Raw genomic sequence first — 15,857 nt, 5'->3', positions numbered from 1 at the left:
CGAATCTCTTGATACTTGGCAAGAAAATCCCACATGCTCTAAGCATGGCCAAACGCCTCGCGGATATCGCCTGTGAACAGTTACAATCCCTGGCCATTTATGGTACAATAGCACCAGAAAAGGAGGATGCACATGAATTTACGATTATTTCCCACTCTGAAAAACTATAACCTCCGCAATCTGCCGGGAGATATTTTCTCCGGAATCATTATCGCCGCAGTCTCTATCCCTATCTCGATGGGATATGCACAGATTTCCGGCATCCCGGCAATCTACGGACTATACGGATCTGTTTTCCCGATCCTGTTTTTTGCTTTGTTTTCTACCTCAAAGCAATTTATTTTTGGTGTAGATGCCGCACCTGCCGCCATCGTCGGAAGTGCACTTGCCTCTCTTGGTATTGCCGCTGAATCCCCCGATGCACTTGCCTGTGTACCTGTAATCGCATTTTTTGCCGGACTGTGGCTGCTCATTTTTTATTTCCTGCATGCGGACCGGATCGTTGATTTTATCTCCACCCCTGTTATGGGTGGCTTTATCAGCGGAATTTCTCTTACGATCATCCTGATGCAGATTCCGAAACTTATGGGAAGAGATGCCGGCTCCGGAGAACTTCCGGAACTTCTCCATTATATTTTTCTTGCCGCACGCTCGATCAGTTTGCTTTCTCTTGCTATGGGAATCAGCGCGCTGATTCTGATCCGCATCGGCAAAAAAATCTTTCCGAAGGTTCCGATGTCCATTGTGATCATGATCCTCGGAGTCCTTTCCACCACCTGTTTTCATGTACAGAATCATGGTGTGGTGCTTCTACAGGCAGTCGAACCAGGATTTCCGACATTTCTTATTCCTAAATTCGGAGAGGTTGCTCTTACCCAGACAGTTGGCCGCGGACTGATGGTTGCTGTTGTTATCATGGCAGAAACACTTCTTGCAGAAAATAATTTTGCTTTCAAAAACGGCTATAAATTGAATGACCGACAGGAAATCCTTGCCTGTGCCGCTGGTAATATTTCTGCTTCTTTCGTCGGATGCTGCCCGGTAAACGGAAGTATTTCCCGTACCGCCATGAACGAACAGTATGGTGGCACTTCTCAGGTCGTTTCCCTGACCGCCGGAATCACCATGGCCGTCCTTCTCTTTGGATTTACCGGATTTATCGGTTATCTGCCTGTCCCGGTTCTGACTGCCATCGTCATCTCTGCGTTGATGGATGTCGTAGAAGTACATCTTGCGATCCGCCTTTATAAAGTCAGCCGAAATGAATTTTATATTTTCATGGCAGCCTGTATCAGTGTATTGTTCCTCGGAACCATCTATGGTGTACTGATCGGCATCATTCTGTCATTTGTAGCAGTAATCCTGAAAGCAACTGCACCGCCGCGTTCTTTCCGCGGTATCATTCCCGGCAAAGAATCCTATTATGACCTCGGTCGAAACCGGCATGCTTATCCGATACAGCATGTCATCATTTATCGTTTCAATGAAAACCTGTTTTTCGCAAATGCGAAGGTTTTTCAGGAGGACCTTGAAAACAGTCTGAAAGAAGACACAAAAGTCGTGATCGTAGACGCTTCTTCAATCAACTCCATCGATATCACCGCTGCAGACCGGATTGAGGCAATTGCTTCTAATATGAAAAGACGTGGTATTCAGTTTTATATTACAGAACATTCTTCTTCTCTCAATGAACAGATGCGAACGCTCGGCATCGGCCATCTGATCAAAGAAGGCTGCGTGCGAAGAACCATCCTCGCGGCACTTAACGATGCAGGTATCCATAGACCCTATAACCTCGAGATACCGGAATCCGAGAAAAAACTGGCAGAACTTCGAAGTCATTCCCATCTCCCTGCTGAAGAAGAAGATACTCTTGAAGAATTTGCCTGGGCATTCGGTAAAGAAACCGTTCAGGAACTGGAACAGGCAACTCACACAATTATCGAACATCTGCACCAGATGCCGGATATCGAACGACTTTCTGATGAAGGTATCAAAGAACATTTCGAAAGCTGGCACACTCTTGGTGCACTGGATGAAGATGAAATTCTCCACCGTATCGAATTACATATCGATGAACTTCCTGAAGAAATGCACAAAGAGCACCGACATATCGTGGAACTTATTGAAAAGCGCCGAACCCGCATCCGCGAGAAGGTACTGGAAGAACATCCTGAACTTGCCGCCAGACTGGAGCAGAACCGTATCCGTTTGGAAAAACGTCTTGAAAAACAAAATCCGGAAGCCCTGCGCAAATGGAGAGAATGGAAAAAGAGGGAGTGACTTCCCTCTTTTTTATCATCATCTGATATAAATTCCATCCGCCCCCATATACGCACCTTCCGGACATTTTTCTTTATCTGCTTTTTTTCTCATCTCAGCAATAACTTTGTAGTCTGCATCCATCAGTTTCTGTAAAAGTTCTCTTGACATTCCAATCTGAATTCGGCGCTCCTCCGTCTGTTCCTGATTATCTGAAAAATAGGGAATTGTAAATGTTACCTCTGCAAAGGAATCATACAATCTCAAATTGCTTTCTCTGTCAAAAAACAGCTCACGGATCGGATGATAGTATGCTTCAAAATAGTCTTCCGTATGGAACTGCACCGGTTCTCCGTCTGCTTTACCGGAAGCCTGTCTCAAGATTCCACATAAATAACTGTGATCATAATAAGTCATACATACAACTGCCGGATCCGGTTTCACACCATTCAATGTACCGATTGCCTCCAGCTGCTGAGTACCTTTTTTCAGTGCCTGTTCACGGCGGTTACTTCCGCCCTTCGCTTCCCATGCACTCCAGCTTCTATCTACAGGATTGTATCCCACCATTTCCGGGCGCCATTCGCTTGCAAAAAAGTCATTATACTCACTGTGATCCATCTTCTTTATCAGATTCAAATGTGTTAAATACTCATCTCCATACAATCTGTGACTGAGCAGTTTCGTAAAAAACATACCCATATAATAAGAAATCACACTTTTTTCCGAAGAATCCAGATATGCCGTCTTCTGAGACTTTTTCAACCGGTCTCCCTCTGTATCCAGTGCCATTTCCACCAGAAACACCTTATATAACATTTCCAGACGTTTTTTTTCCGGATAAGCAATGGTCAGCCTCTGTATCGGCATTCCACAGGTTATGATCTCATGAAGGAGTTCTTTATTGGAAAATTCCAATTCAATCGTATTACCTGTCAGACCATTTTCACTGTCACTCTCTTCTTTTTCAAGTGATATTGTATAATTTTTTTCTTCTGTTAAAATCATTGCTGTACTCTCCGAACTCTACAGAAGGGCAGTCCCCTGCCCTTTCTTAATTTTATCACTTTATTTCATATAAGTATTTAACCATTGATATACTTTCGCCTGTCTTGTTTTATATGTACCAACCTGATTTCCGCTGTCTGAAGCAAGCGCTTTATAAACATTACTCAGATTATATGGTTTTTTTGTTTTGGCAAGCACACGGGGAACTGCGCTGTAACCACCCTGATGTTCAATATTGATAAACATACCCACTGCCTTTATATCTGTAATGCCCAAAGTACGGATTGCCTTCTCCATCTCGGTAATCTGCTGATACATCAGCTGATCCTGACATTTCTTTCCGATATCTGACTTAATAATATTTACAATACGTTTTTTATAAGTAGTCTTTTTATAAGTAGACCAGTTAGATTTCTGTACGTCATTCCAGAGCTTGCCGTCTTTGTCATATGTTTTCCATTCGGCATCTCCCATCGTGGTATGGATCAGTTTCAAAAGTCTCTGTGCTTCTGTCGCATACCATTGTCCCGCACCAATCGTAATCGCATGCTCAATGCTGCTGTTTGTGTATGCCTTTGTAAATGCACCGTAATTCTGGTTTCCATATACCTGTCCACCGGTTTCCACTGCGTAGAGAATCTTTTTCATGACATCTTTCTGTGTTGCGGTAAAAGCACTCTGACTGACAACAGCTGCTTTTGGTGTTTTTACACTTTTACTCTGCTTTATCGCTGCCATGTATTTTATGCCGCCGGCTTTCTTATATGCCCTCACGGTATATACATATTTTGTATCACCGGCCGCCGTTGTATCTGTATAAGACGTATTTTTTTTATTTACATCTGCAATCAGTTTCCACTTACCCCCGGATGCTTTTCGATAAATCCTGTAGCCATCCAGCTTTGAAACAGACTTCCAGGAAAGTTTTACCTGCGAACTTGACAGTACCTTAGGTGTAACCGTTGTCTTATATGGGCGGGTTGCCCCCTTTACCGCAGTATATCTGCTGTATACAAATTTACTTTTTTGTTTGCCATAAGCCTTTACCGCATACTGATATGGTTTTCCGGTTCCGAGATTACGGTCTGTATACGTTGTCGCAGAACTTCCTACCATGGCAATTCTTTTATAGGCATGTTTTACAGATTCACGTCGATAGATCACATATCCGTCTGCGCCTGAGCATTTGTTCCATTTAATCTTCAGTGCTGTATTACTGGAGCCTGCAATCGTTGCCTTTACATTGGTCTTTTTGACTCCGGAAGCCGCACTGACAGAAACAGCTGATACTAAAACAGCTACTGTCAGAAACAGCATCAGCATAACTCCTGTAATTGCTTTTCCGCTCTTTTTGCTTTTATTCATAAATATCGTTCCCTTCTCAAAATATAGAATGTCCCCTTGTATATTTTAAAAAAAAACGAAGTAAAAAGCAAGCAGTTTTTACATTTTCTTTAATTTTGTTAATTCTATATTACATCCAGTGCTTTCTGAAGCTGATTATCTTCCTCATGTGTGATCTCATCTTTGTTCAAAAGTTCAGACGCAAGCTTCACTTCCACATCCGGCTTGATTCCCACTTTATTGATGGAATTTCCATTTGGTGTATAGTAATTGGAAACAGTCAGCTTTACCGCACTTCCATCGCTTAACTGGCGAAGTTCCTGTACCACACCCTTGCCATAAGTCGTTGTTCCGACAATCGTACCGACTCCATGATCCTGCACGGCTCCTGCAAAAATCTCAGATGCACTTGCACTGTTTTCATTCACCAGTACGGCAAGCGGCATATCCAGCTGATGTTTCCCATCACAGGTTTCTTCTTCCCTGTTGCCGTATTTGTCCTCCGTATACACAATCAGTCCCTCAGGAAGGATTTCTCGAAGAATATCGCAGACTGAGGTCAGGAGTCCGCCAGGGTTGTCTCGAAGATCAATGACAAGACGCTCCATTCCTTTATCTTTTAATTCAGTAAACATATCTTTGTACTGCTGCGGAGTAACTCCTGTAAACTGTGTAATCTGAATATAGCCGGTCTTTTTATCCAGCATTTCTCCAAATACAGACGGCAGTTCCACGTCCGTCACATCCACACTGATTTCACGGGATTTTTCCTCATTTTCACGAAACACTGTAAGAACAATTGTCTTATCTTTGTTCTCTCTGATCAGGGAAACCACATCTGAAAGCTCCATATCCGTTACATCAGTATCATTGATTGCCGTGATCACGTCACCTGTCTGCAGCCCGGCATCCGCCCCGGGACCGCCTTCATAGCACTCTGCGATCTGCACTCCACCATTTTTATTTTTCTGGATGGAAACACCGATACCTGCATAGGCGCCATCCGTCGAAGCTGTCTCCTGAGCATATTCATCAGCAGTATAATATCTGGAATAAACATCTCCAAGGCCGTAGACCAGACCGGCATAAACACCCTCTGCCATCTCATCATTATCCACCTCGCCCAGATATTCCTGGTCTATCATTTTCTCCAGATATTCTATTTTCTGTACATGTGAAGAATCCGAGAGAACTCCGTTATATTGCCGCTGCTGCACGAATTTCACTCCGCCCGATGCAAGCGCCACGACCAAAACACCTGTCAGAACTCCCGATGCATATTCTTTATGTTTCATTTTCCTGTCCTTCCTTAAGCCTGTCTGTATATTAATATACCACAAACGGCATGGAACCAAAAGTCCCATGCCGCGTGATATTGATATTTTATTATACTCTTAAATGCTTTCTTGTCGTCCAGATACTTCCGATAAAACCGATTCCGATTCCCAGAAGGAGTCCTATTGGAAGAAGCACCTGATAAATCTGCCATACCGGGATAAAATCAACCACTCCGGTCAGTACATTAAACTTCGTCAGAACAAATTCAACTGCCGTATTGTACAGGAAATACAATGCTGCCAGCGGAATTGCCGCACCGATCACACCAAGTACCATACCTTCGAGAACAAACGGTGCTCGTACAAATGCGTCGGTCGCACCAATGTATTTCATAATTCCGATTTCTTCCTTACGTACAGAAATACCTACAGAAACAGTATTGCTGATAAGGAAAATGGAAATCAGCAGAAGAATTGCAATGATGATAATGGATGCATAGGAAACCAGTTTATTAAAACTTCCAAGTGTATTGGCTGCCTGCTCAGACTGATTTACCTCACGGACATGCTCCAGACTCTGAATGTAATTTACCAGTTCTGTCTGCTTTTCGATCTGATTCAGATAAACCTGATAGTTGGATGAGTTCACAAGCGGGTTATCGTCTTTGAATCCATCTGCTGCGTCGGATCCCTGAAAATATTTATCCTTGAAATTCTGCCATGCCTGATCTCCGGATTCAAATTCGACACGTTCTACTTCCGGACGTGCCTGAATCAGATTTCCAACTTCCTGCATCTGCTCATCCGTCGTTCCTTCATCGAAGAAGACCGTAACCGGCACTTCCTGTTCTACTTTGTGTGCGATATTGTCCACATTAGTCACAAGTGAATAAAAAACTCCTACCAGAAAAATACAGGCTGCCATTGTAATAATGGATGCAAGTGAAAACATCCAGTTTCTTTTTATATTTTTCACTCCCTGCTTGAGGGTATACCAGATCGTACTAGGCCTCATGATATTCTCCTTCCTTCTCATCGCTGACGATCACACCGTCATGCATGGTAACCACTCGCTTTTTCATTGCATTAACGATTTCTTTATTATGGGTTACCACAAGAACTGTCGTACCGCGCTCGTTGATCTGCTCGAGAAGTTTCATGATTTCTTCGGAAGTCTTCGGGTCAAGGTTACCGGTCGGTTCATCTGCCAGAAGAATATCCGGACGATTTACAAGTGCTCTTGCAAGTGCAACCCTCTGCTGCTCTCCACCCGACAGCTCATCCGGGAATGATTTGTATTTCTCTGCAAGACCGACTTCCTGAAGCACCTCAGGAACACGTCTTCTGATCACACGTGTCGGTCTTCCGATAACACGTTGTGCAAATGCAACGTTTTCATATACATTACGGTCTTTCAACAGACGGAAATCCTGAAATACAACGCCAAGTTTACGGCGGTATTTAGCCACACGGCGGTGTTTCATCTTTTCCAGACGTTCTCCGCTGACGATCATCTGACCGCTTGTGCTGTCAAGTTCTTTCATCAAAAGCTTGATCAGAGTTGTCTTGCCGGAACCACTGCTTCCAACAACAAAGACAAATTCTCCTTTATCTACATGTAAGTTGGCATGGTTCACTGCCGGAAGGCCTTTGCCATACGATTTGCTTACATCAATGATATCAATCATCGTTTCCATAATCTCCTCCTGTATATATACATAAAAAATGCCGCCAGCGTACCGGCAGCATCTTATTGCTTTCTGCGGTATAGTTTATTAACATTTCGTAACAATGTTGTAACATATTTCTATGCAGAATGCAACCCTTTTTATTGATTTCATGGATTTTTCATATTTGGCATTAATACTCCAAGGTTTCCATATACTTCATAAAACAATTTCAAGTTTTTTGGTGTATTCCACAGTTATCTATTCTATCCTAGAATCCTTGTAATTGCAACGTTTATCTGTGTTTTAACTTTATTTTTGTGTTCTATTATTTCCTATTATAGTATACCGTTTTCTACAAATGGTAGGCAAATCGTAGGCAAAAAGATGATACAATATTTCTCCGGCAGACGGGTACCTGCCGGAGTTTCTTCTTGATTATATTACTGTCTCTTCAGGCATTTCTTTGCGACAAATCCATAGTACTTTCCGGCAATGCGGATGTAATTCCATTTTGTCTTATCTGCTGCTTTGATGGTATCGCACACATCCACCAGATTTCCTTTCTTCAGGAGCGGCCATTTTTTTATTGTTGGGTTTTCTTTTCCCGCCCATGAACGAACGTTCAATTCTGTTGCAGTAACCTTTGCAACATACTTCGGTGTCTTGTTCAGTTTAACCGCCGTCGCTGTTGATGTCTGATCAGCAGCTGTGCCATAATCAATCCAGACATATCCGTCAATCGCAGAATCTGTGAGCTTGTATTTCTTATTCCGGCATGCGCCGCCATTGGCAACTACTCCTGCTGCACCGGATGTGTTGCCTTCGTTTGTATATACATACTTTGTATCGTATGTGCGCACGGATCCAATGTGTGCACCGTTCCGGAAGATGATCAGTGCGCCTTTCTTTGGTGTCTTCTTCCATGTGCCATTTTCTTTCGCGTGTCTGGTTACGCTCTGACAGTTGTAGAAGCCACCGCCCATAATCTGCAGAGCCTTTTTCAATCCAAATACTTTTACCAGTTTCCAGAACTGATATACCGCACACCATGACTGTCCCTGACATCCCGGCTGTCCCCAGCTGTTGACATCACGGGCAAACTTTGTGTAATTGTTATATCCTGCATTTCGCTGGAAGTCATCCAGATATGCAAGTGTAGCTTTTTCCAGATATGGCTTACCGGTTCCTTCTCCGGCATAGAAATCACCCAGATCATTAAATTCCTGCAGTTTTGTTTTTGTTTCCACCGTTGTTTCCTCCTTCTTTGGTTCTGTTTTTGTTTCTGCGTAATCTTTATAGAAAACATTCCGGTCTACTTTTGCGGAGATTCCCGGAATCGTTGCTTTACTGGAATACTGCCATCCAATTCCAAAATCCGGCCGGAGTCTTTCCTGCAGGGTTCCGTTGTCATTCGCCGGATAGCGGGCAATCCAGAAGTCATGCTTTTTCAGATGACTACAGATTACATTTACATACCAGTCTACATTACAGTAGATCGCAAACTTGTACCCTGCTGCCTCAATAATCTTCCGGAAAGCATCAGCCATCTTGTGGATGCTCTCAGATCCAAGAGCGCGCTGATTATTGTGCTCCAGATCCAGAAATACTGGAAACTGGATTCTTCTACCGTTCAAGACAGAAACAACTTTCCTTGCCTCTGACTGAATTTCGGAAATATTCATGGCATAGGAGTACTTGTATACTCCTACCGGAATCTTATATTTATTACATCCGGCAAAATTGTTTTCGAACTGGCTGTCCTTCACATTTCCAACCTCAGTAATACGGATAATGGCAAAGTCCATTCCATAATCTGACACTTTCTTCCAGTCAATTTTTCCCTGCCACGAAGATATATCAATACCTTTTATTTCCATATCTGCCTCCATTAAAAAAAGAGGACGATCACTCGCCCTCTGAATCTTTGTATTTTGTTCTGTCCCAGATCGATTTTACTTTTTCCCATCCACCGGTTGCCACCAGATATACAATGAATGCGGCAACTACAGAAGCAATAATATAATACCAGGTAATCACCATCTTATAATATGTACATAAAATCACCAATGCCATCGGACACAGGATCAGTGATGTGACCAGAGCCACAATACTTGTAGGAATCTGGTTAAGTCCCGGAAGCTCCTTGATCACCTGCACGATAATCGATACCAGAAACGCAAGCACACCGATCAGCGCCAGTCCATAGGTTACATACTGCATCATTACATTTACGTCCATGTCTTATTCTCCTTTTCTTTTAATATGTAATTCTTCAATTTCCTGTTTCATTTTTGTTACCATGCCATTCCCGCCCAATGCATGATAGGCATCATACATTTCGCAAAAGTTCTGGTAAGCATAGGAAGGAATATCTCCTAATTCCATGTACTTTGCATGATACTCAATCAATTGTGTACGTAACAGGAGCATGGTACCTTTGCTGTTTGCATCCCGGTCTTTTTTCTGATTCTTTAAGAGCCAAACGATATAGCCCAAAAGTACCGGTAATACAATAGTATATGTCTGCATGAGTATTTCTTTCACTTTTTCACTCTTTCTCCGGTTGCGCCGGCACAATTTTCTAAAAATTTAATTTTTAACATACAATGCTGTTACATAGCAGTTTGCCGACGCTGTGGAAGTCGTAGGTGCCGAAACGTCTCGTACCTTAAGTGATAAATTATTTCCACTTAATGTATATCCAGTCGTAGTTAAATAACTGCTCGCGAAACTGCATCGCACGATTCCTAAAAGTGTATAACCATCTAATGCAGCACTGATGTTTACAGTCGCAATACCACTTTTCAGAGTTACTTTTTGGGTAAAATTTTTAGTAGTAACATAATCATTCATTTTCGTGTTTAACGCATTGATCTCCAGCTTCTCCTTCAGCCATGCAATCAGTTGCGACACTTTTGTTTTTTTCATTACATTCCCCGTCGCATTAAGGAAATAATCTGTATCTGCCGGTTCTGCATTTTCCGGAAAATCTTCAATCTTTTTTGTTTTTTGTTCATCTGTCATCTGTTAATCCTCCTCTGTCTCAATCAATTCACCATCATCATCAACTACCAATATATTATCGCCATCCTGCATGACCACCGTGTCCCTCTGTACATCAATATAGGAGCCGTCACTGTCTGCCAGCAGATAATCATCATAATCTGACAATAAACAAATATTCTTATGGATCTCTACTGATATTTTAAGGCTTGCCCCGGCAGCAACCGGGTTTGGGATTAAGCTGACATCCACTATCTTAATATTTGCCGCCATCCCATCACCCCGCCTTTATCTTTACATTGTCAACCCACGTTTCACCCGCGATCTCATAGATGTACTTGAATCTGTATGTTCCTGTCTTTTGCGGCTGGATAAATGCTGACAGCTCATGCGCACTGACCTCGCATTCGCCAGAGTCTTCCAATATCTCCTCACCGTCATCATCCCTGTAATACAGCTCCCACCGGGCATTGTCTATTGAAAAGGGAAGATCCGCATCACATTTCGGCTTTACAACCGCGCGAAGGTATCTGGCCTCCGGAAAATCAAACGTGACTTCTGCTACATATGACACTCTCAATCTGATACCCTCCTTCCTGTACAGATCCTGCAAACTGCTCTTCTATAATCTCTGTGCAGTATTTTATTTTTTCACAGCCAACCTGCGCAGACATTTCATTCAACATTACCACTGCCTGTAGTTCATGCCCCGAGATCACAAACAATGCGCTACAACGGAAAGTTATGTTTCCACCATCATCCTCCGCGAATATTTCCGCAGTGTATTTCCCATCATCATTCCAGGGGACATCTATCTGCCAGATGTCCCCATGGTCATGATAAAAGGTGATATCTACGCCATCAGCCTTGCCGTAGACCTTTGACACCATATCAGTCTGTTACTTCTACACTGATGACAAATGTCTTGCCGGCATCAACAGGATTCGGGGTAAGTGTGATACTCTTGATTGTCGGTGGTGTGGTATCCAGCTTGACGGTTCTTGTGATCGTTGTGGTCTTTCCGGCGGAATCTCTGGCAACGATCGTGATCGTGTTGCTTCCTGCTGCCAGTGTAAGGGCTTTGGAGAAGCTTCCGTCGGATCCTACTGTCACAGCCTCTGCACTGCCGCTGTTAAGCTTGATCGTTACTGTAACCGGACTGGAAGTAACATCGTTGGTAATACCTTTGACTGTGCATGCCGCCTGATTTGTAACAAGATCATCAACCGGTGAAGTAATGGACAGTGTCGGCGGTACTGTATCGATCTTGAATGTAACGGATTTCTGGACTGCTGCATTGCCGTCATAATCAGATGCATCAACCTTGACCGTATGGCTTCCGTCAGACAGTGCCGTGTCTGGTGTGTATGTACATTCGTAACCACCTGATACTGCTTTCTTTGTGATGGAATCTCCGGTAATTTTCGAACCGGAATCGATCGTAACCCCAATGGTTGTCGGATTGACACCGGAATCATCATCTGTGATCTTAAATGTGATCGCAGGTTTACTGTTGATAATGTAACTTCCTGCTGTCGGTGCTGTGATCGCAATGACCGGTGCGACTTTTTCTTTAACCTGCAGCTTAAGGGAACTGCCAAGCGTTGCATCTGAATCTGTTTTTGTAGTGGTATTCCCGGCATCATCTGTTGCTTTTACAGTGACCGGATAATAATGCCCGCTTAATGTATAGCTGGATTTACCGGGTGCTGTGATCGTTGCTTCATATTTCCCTGTACTGCTGTTCAGGGTAAGGTTGTGTGTCTGGCCATCAATCACGGCCTGTACTGTTTTTACTGACATATTATTTTCCTTTCTGTGTCTGATTTTTAGTTACCGTTTCTATTTTCCCTACGTGGGAATCCCAGACCTGCTCATGGGTCTACTCCGTAGACACAACATTTTTAAGCAGTTCCAGTACTTTTTCCATTTTTTCTTCAAGTGCTGTTACCCTCGTGTTATCCATAAGACCCTCACACTTTTTTACAGCTTCAAGAGCCTTTTCCGCTGCCTCATTGGCTGCTCCTGCCGCATTCTGTGCATCTGCTGTCGCAAGCTCAGCATCAGATTTTGCAAGGATCGTTCCTTTTGCCACATCCTGCGCCGCTTTTGCAGCTTCTTTACAGGCTTCCAGTGCCGCACCGGTCTTTTCATCAATGTGCCTGTCAATGACCTCTTTACAAGAAGCGTCCACGTTCTCAACCATATCCTCATAAGTTGCCATCCGCTTTACATCACCCGGGGAAAAGCATACGTAAACTGCCCTGCCGTCACTGGCATGTGGATCTCCTTCTGTCACTACAGCAATTTCACCGGTACGAAGTTTCTGAGGATCAAATTTGTTGTACGGACCATGCCGCATTGTTATTGCCATGTTTTATTCCTCCAGGCGGGCTTTTGCATCCGCTTCAATCTGTTTCACAGCTTCCAGTACATTTCCTACCGCATAATACGTTGGTGCCTTTGTATTTTTCTTTACTACATTTCCGGAATCATCTACTTCGTTATAGGTTGTAGTGACAGAATACTCTCCTCCCTGATTGATGATGCTTATAATCTTAATTGCTTTCATTTATCAGTTCCTCCATTTCTGTATCATAATCATTAACAAGACCGTCAATAATGTCGCTGTAGTCGTTTTCCGCATTGTTTATATCTTTTGATACCATAGTCCTTTGAGTTTCTTCTTCCAAACGAAGATGTTCAAAATGTTTCTGAGAACACTTAAGCTCCCACGAAAACTTAAGTTCCGGTGTACCCCTGACTACGAAATAGGATTCGTCTTTTTCCTGTATCCACAGATCTCCCGGTCCTTCTTTCTGCAAAAACACCTGATATTCAGTTCCTGTACTGATTGTCTCTGCGAATACAGGATCGATATCAATAATTGCCACCCCCTCTTCATTTGTTTGTGCGCATCCAACATCACCAAACATCGGAGTTGGAGTTTCATAACAATACAGAAGCCTGTCAAAAAAATTCTGGGTTTCTGCAACACGCGATTTTGTGCCGGACATTACTTCGAAGTTTCCCAGGATTTTTGTAGTCCAGTCATCATATGGATGCATTTGGAACATTTCTCGTCCATTACCGCCAATACCGAAGCTTGTATTTTCGCCAAGATCAATATCTGCAACATTACTATCAGTTGATATTGCTGCCCCCATTTGCATAAGTACTTGTTCATTGATATCATCACCGCCATTAATAAAAGCGATATCTTGACCTGTTATTTTTGCATAAACACCATTGCTTGTTATCGTTTTTACTGTTCCTGTTATATCAGCGCCCGTGTTATCCCATTTTCCGATCTGTGCGCCATTTGCATTCAAAATTCTTAGTACACCATTTTTATTATCTTCACCGCCCAGCGTTAGTGTTCCACCATATGCCCAATCCCAGTGGATGCCAATCACGGAAAGGATATTGAGAGCTGCATTGCCATTACTGTCGAATCCTGCTTTCCAGACTGTAGTGGAATCTTTGCCGGTGTAGCTTCTCGTTACGAAGAAACCATCAATACCGGATTTATATACTATCTTTGATTCGGATAATTTCGGTTTGTCATGCCGGTACACGATCACAGAGCCGTCATCCTGGATGATTTTTGTCTCGTGGAAGCCTAAGGTGTTGGCAGCAAGTTGGCTCATCTGCTGGACGACAAGGTCGTAGGCAGACATTTCCTGATCAGTGTAATTCCGGGCGGCAATCACTGCTTTGATATAGTCTGAATTATATGCATCTTTGCTGCTGTTTCTCAGTGGACTGTCCGCACTACATTTCAGGGATGTTTTTCCGTTGAATCGGTATGTTATGTCTGTCAATATTGACTGATATGTGTTTCCATTCTGATCAATGACATAACAGATATCCCCGAACTCTGCAAGCGGATAACCTATATATTCTCCCGAAAAAGCTCGGAATTTGAAACCGTTAATCAGTTTTCCAATTGCATTTACCGCGCTCTGCTCGTTTCCCTTTGCGAGTTGATTCTCTATACTCAGGATATATCCCTCTTCGCCACAGAGGTGCGTTTTTCCTGCTGTATCGGTAATCTGTATTCCAGTTATAACCACGTCATCTGCATCTGTCTGTGGCGGCGAAAGAAAATCATAGAACATATGGAAATCGTCCATCGATAAAAACGTCCCAGAATCAAACGTATTGCCTGAAGAATAATCATCGAAATTTCCACCGTCAATGTTGTCTCCGTCCACATAGAACTCAGCATTTTCACTATTATCGAAGCTTCCACCATAACCCATGCCTTCCCGTTCGAATATAGAAAGATCATACGAACAGATTTGCAGGTATCCGTTTCTGTCTACCTTGGCATATCCACCGGCAATCATTGCTGCCTGTGCCAGCACCTCACGACAGCTTATATTCTCCGGTTTGCTTTTAATGGAAAAGTTACTGTTCTTGAACGTAGCAGAACCCAGTGGAAGACCACATTGTAAACAACAGTCTCTCACCATCTCGCCCAGTGTTACCGGGAATTTCAGCTGTGTAGAGTAGCTCTTATTGGCCTTATACATACCGTCTACGGCCTGCACTGTGATAGTTGTGCCGTAAGTTTCCGGTGTTGTTATCGTACATTTTCCCAGATATATGGTTTCTTCAGTTCCAGAATCCAATTTGAAGTGCAACTGCAATTGGACAGTAGCCAAATAAAAGCTGTAATCCTCAAATCTCTGATCTTGATTCCTGATTTCCATCGAGAAAGCCCGTCCGATTGCCACTCCCAGCGGAAAGCTGTTGCTCTCGGCTCCATCTGTCAATTCATTCCCATTTATTGAAAAATCATGTTCCGTAAGATTTACCATCCGCCCATCTGCAAACAATATGCTTGCTGATGGTTTGAAGTCTGTCCGTTGGCGCATCGTTTTTCGAAATTCTACACTTGCATTTATCATAGCGGATTCACTCCTACAAGATTAAAACTCAACTCATCATACCTTTCTTCAGAAGCTTCCCATGATCCCACAGTCAAAGTTCCCTTTCCCACATAAAATTCATCCGTTCTCCACTTACCGTAATGTGCAGAAAGATATCTGACAGTGAACGGTTTCCCTTTGTCTATAATCTGAAGAATTTGTGACATTTCCTGCAGGGTGAGATCTGTTGCTTTATAGGAGTAAGCTTCTACTGTAAAGAGTGGAGTAGCAAGTGCAACTCCACTCATAATCCGTCCCGAATCGTCTGTGTATGTTGTATCGAAAGAGACTCCCAGGCTTCCCGAATCCGGCTGTTTTATTTCGATTCCGTTGAATAATATTTTTTCCTGTTTCAT

18 protein-coding genes are annotated in these 15,857 nt (G+C 43.1%); 1 reads left to right on the top strand and 17 read right to left on the bottom strand.

Translation table 11 applies throughout. The features are described 5' to 3' along the window. The first annotated feature begins 132 nt into the window (after positions 1-132). Positions 133-2,283, top strand: coding sequence for a SulP family inorganic anion transporter (locus tag H8Z79_RS03690; protein ID WP_015542338.1), 2,151 nt, complete (start codon positions 133-135; stop codon positions 2,281-2,283). Between the two features lie 18 nt (positions 2,284-2,301). On the opposite strand, the gene H8Z79_RS03685 is transcribed toward H8Z79_RS03690, so the two are convergent. From H8Z79_RS03685 to H8Z79_RS03605, 17 genes are all read right to left on the bottom strand, one after another. Next, positions 2,302-3,270: a hypothetical protein gene (locus tag H8Z79_RS03685; RefSeq protein ID WP_015542337.1), complete on the bottom strand. Its 969-nt coding sequence runs from the start codon at positions 3,268-3,270 to the stop codon at positions 2,302-2,304. A gap of 60 nt (positions 3,271-3,330) precedes the next feature. Continuing rightward, the gene (locus H8Z79_RS03680) at positions 3,331-4,635 is read right to left on the bottom strand and encodes a fibronectin type III domain-containing protein (RefSeq protein ID WP_118039794.1); all 1,305 of its coding nucleotides are present in this window, start codon (positions 4,633-4,635) and stop codon (positions 3,331-3,333) included. Positions 4,636-4,739: 104 nt separating this feature from the next. Beyond that, positions 4,740-5,909, bottom strand: a complete 1,170-nt coding sequence (locus H8Z79_RS03675) for a S41 family peptidase (protein WP_118039795.1) — start codon at positions 5,907-5,909, stop codon at positions 4,740-4,742. Positions 5,910-6,000: 91 nt separating this feature from the next. Next, on the bottom strand, positions 6,001-6,906 hold the full coding sequence (gene ftsX / locus H8Z79_RS03670) for a permease-like cell division protein FtsX (RefSeq protein WP_015542334.1): 906 nt from the start codon (positions 6,904-6,906) through the stop codon (positions 6,001-6,003). Next, positions 6,896-7,579 (bottom strand): cell division ATP-binding protein FtsE, encoded by a 684-nt coding sequence (gene ftsE / locus H8Z79_RS03665; protein WP_072523355.1) that lies wholly within the window; start codon positions 7,577-7,579, stop codon positions 6,896-6,898. The genes ftsX and ftsE overlap by 11 nt, the downstream gene beginning before the upstream one ends. 422 nt (positions 7,580-8,001) lie before the next feature. Beyond that, positions 8,002-9,438 (bottom strand): GH25 family lysozyme, encoded by a 1,437-nt coding sequence (locus H8Z79_RS03660; protein ID WP_225876903.1) that lies wholly within the window; start codon positions 9,436-9,438, stop codon positions 8,002-8,004. A gap of 28 nt (positions 9,439-9,466) precedes the next feature. Next, complete coding sequence (locus H8Z79_RS03655; protein WP_187002723.1) at positions 9,467-9,799, bottom strand: ribonuclease; 333 nt, start codon at positions 9,797-9,799, stop codon at positions 9,467-9,469. 3 nt (positions 9,800-9,802) lie between these two features. Continuing rightward, on the bottom strand, positions 9,803-10,090 hold the full coding sequence (locus H8Z79_RS03650; protein ID WP_187002722.1) for a hypothetical protein: 288 nt from the start codon (positions 10,088-10,090) through the stop codon (positions 9,803-9,805). 60 nt (positions 10,091-10,150) lie between these two features. Continuing rightward, positions 10,151-10,585, bottom strand: coding sequence for a hypothetical protein (locus H8Z79_RS03645; RefSeq protein WP_187002721.1), 435 nt, complete (start codon positions 10,583-10,585; stop codon positions 10,151-10,153). A gap of 3 nt (positions 10,586-10,588) precedes the next feature. After that, positions 10,589-10,837, bottom strand: coding sequence for a hypothetical protein (locus tag H8Z79_RS03640; protein ID WP_187002720.1), 249 nt, complete (start codon positions 10,835-10,837; stop codon positions 10,589-10,591). A gap of 4 nt (positions 10,838-10,841) precedes the next feature. Continuing rightward, on the bottom strand, positions 10,842-11,144 hold the full coding sequence (locus H8Z79_RS03635; protein WP_187002719.1) for a hypothetical protein: 303 nt from the start codon (positions 11,142-11,144) through the stop codon (positions 10,842-10,844). Next, a complete protein-coding gene (locus H8Z79_RS03630) occupies positions 11,110-11,454 on the bottom strand; it encodes a PF13754 domain-containing protein (protein WP_187002718.1) in 345 nt (114 codons plus the stop codon). Before H8Z79_RS03630 ends, H8Z79_RS03635 begins: the two co-directional genes overlap by 35 nt. Position 11,455: 1 nt before the next feature. Beyond that, the gene (locus tag H8Z79_RS03625; protein WP_187002717.1) at positions 11,456-12,367 is read right to left on the bottom strand and encodes an Ig-like domain-containing protein; all 912 of its coding nucleotides are present in this window, start codon (positions 12,365-12,367) and stop codon (positions 11,456-11,458) included. Between the two features lie 79 nt (positions 12,368-12,446). Continuing rightward, a complete protein-coding gene (locus H8Z79_RS03620) occupies positions 12,447-12,938 on the bottom strand; it encodes a hypothetical protein (RefSeq protein ID WP_187002716.1) in 492 nt (163 codons plus the stop codon). A gap of 3 nt (positions 12,939-12,941) precedes the next feature. Further along, a complete protein-coding gene (locus H8Z79_RS03615; RefSeq protein WP_187002715.1) occupies positions 12,942-13,136 on the bottom strand; it encodes a hypothetical protein in 195 nt (64 codons plus the stop codon). Continuing rightward, on the bottom strand, positions 13,123-15,480 hold the full coding sequence (locus H8Z79_RS03610) for a hypothetical protein (RefSeq protein WP_187002714.1): 2,358 nt from the start codon (positions 15,478-15,480) through the stop codon (positions 13,123-13,125). Before H8Z79_RS03610 ends, H8Z79_RS03615 begins: the two co-directional genes overlap by 14 nt. Further along, positions 15,477-15,857 (bottom strand): DUF6711 family protein, encoded by a 381-nt coding sequence (locus tag H8Z79_RS03605; RefSeq protein WP_187002713.1) that lies wholly within the window; start codon positions 15,855-15,857, stop codon positions 15,477-15,479. Before H8Z79_RS03605 ends, H8Z79_RS03610 begins: the two co-directional genes overlap by 4 nt.

The organism is Blautia intestinalis (assembly GCF_014297355.1).
GTDB lineage: Bacteria > Bacillota > Clostridia > Lachnospirales > Lachnospiraceae > Blautia_A > Blautia_A intestinalis.
The sequence above is the reverse complement of the archived record's forward strand: the minus strand, read 5'-3'. Positions and strand labels throughout refer to the sequence as shown.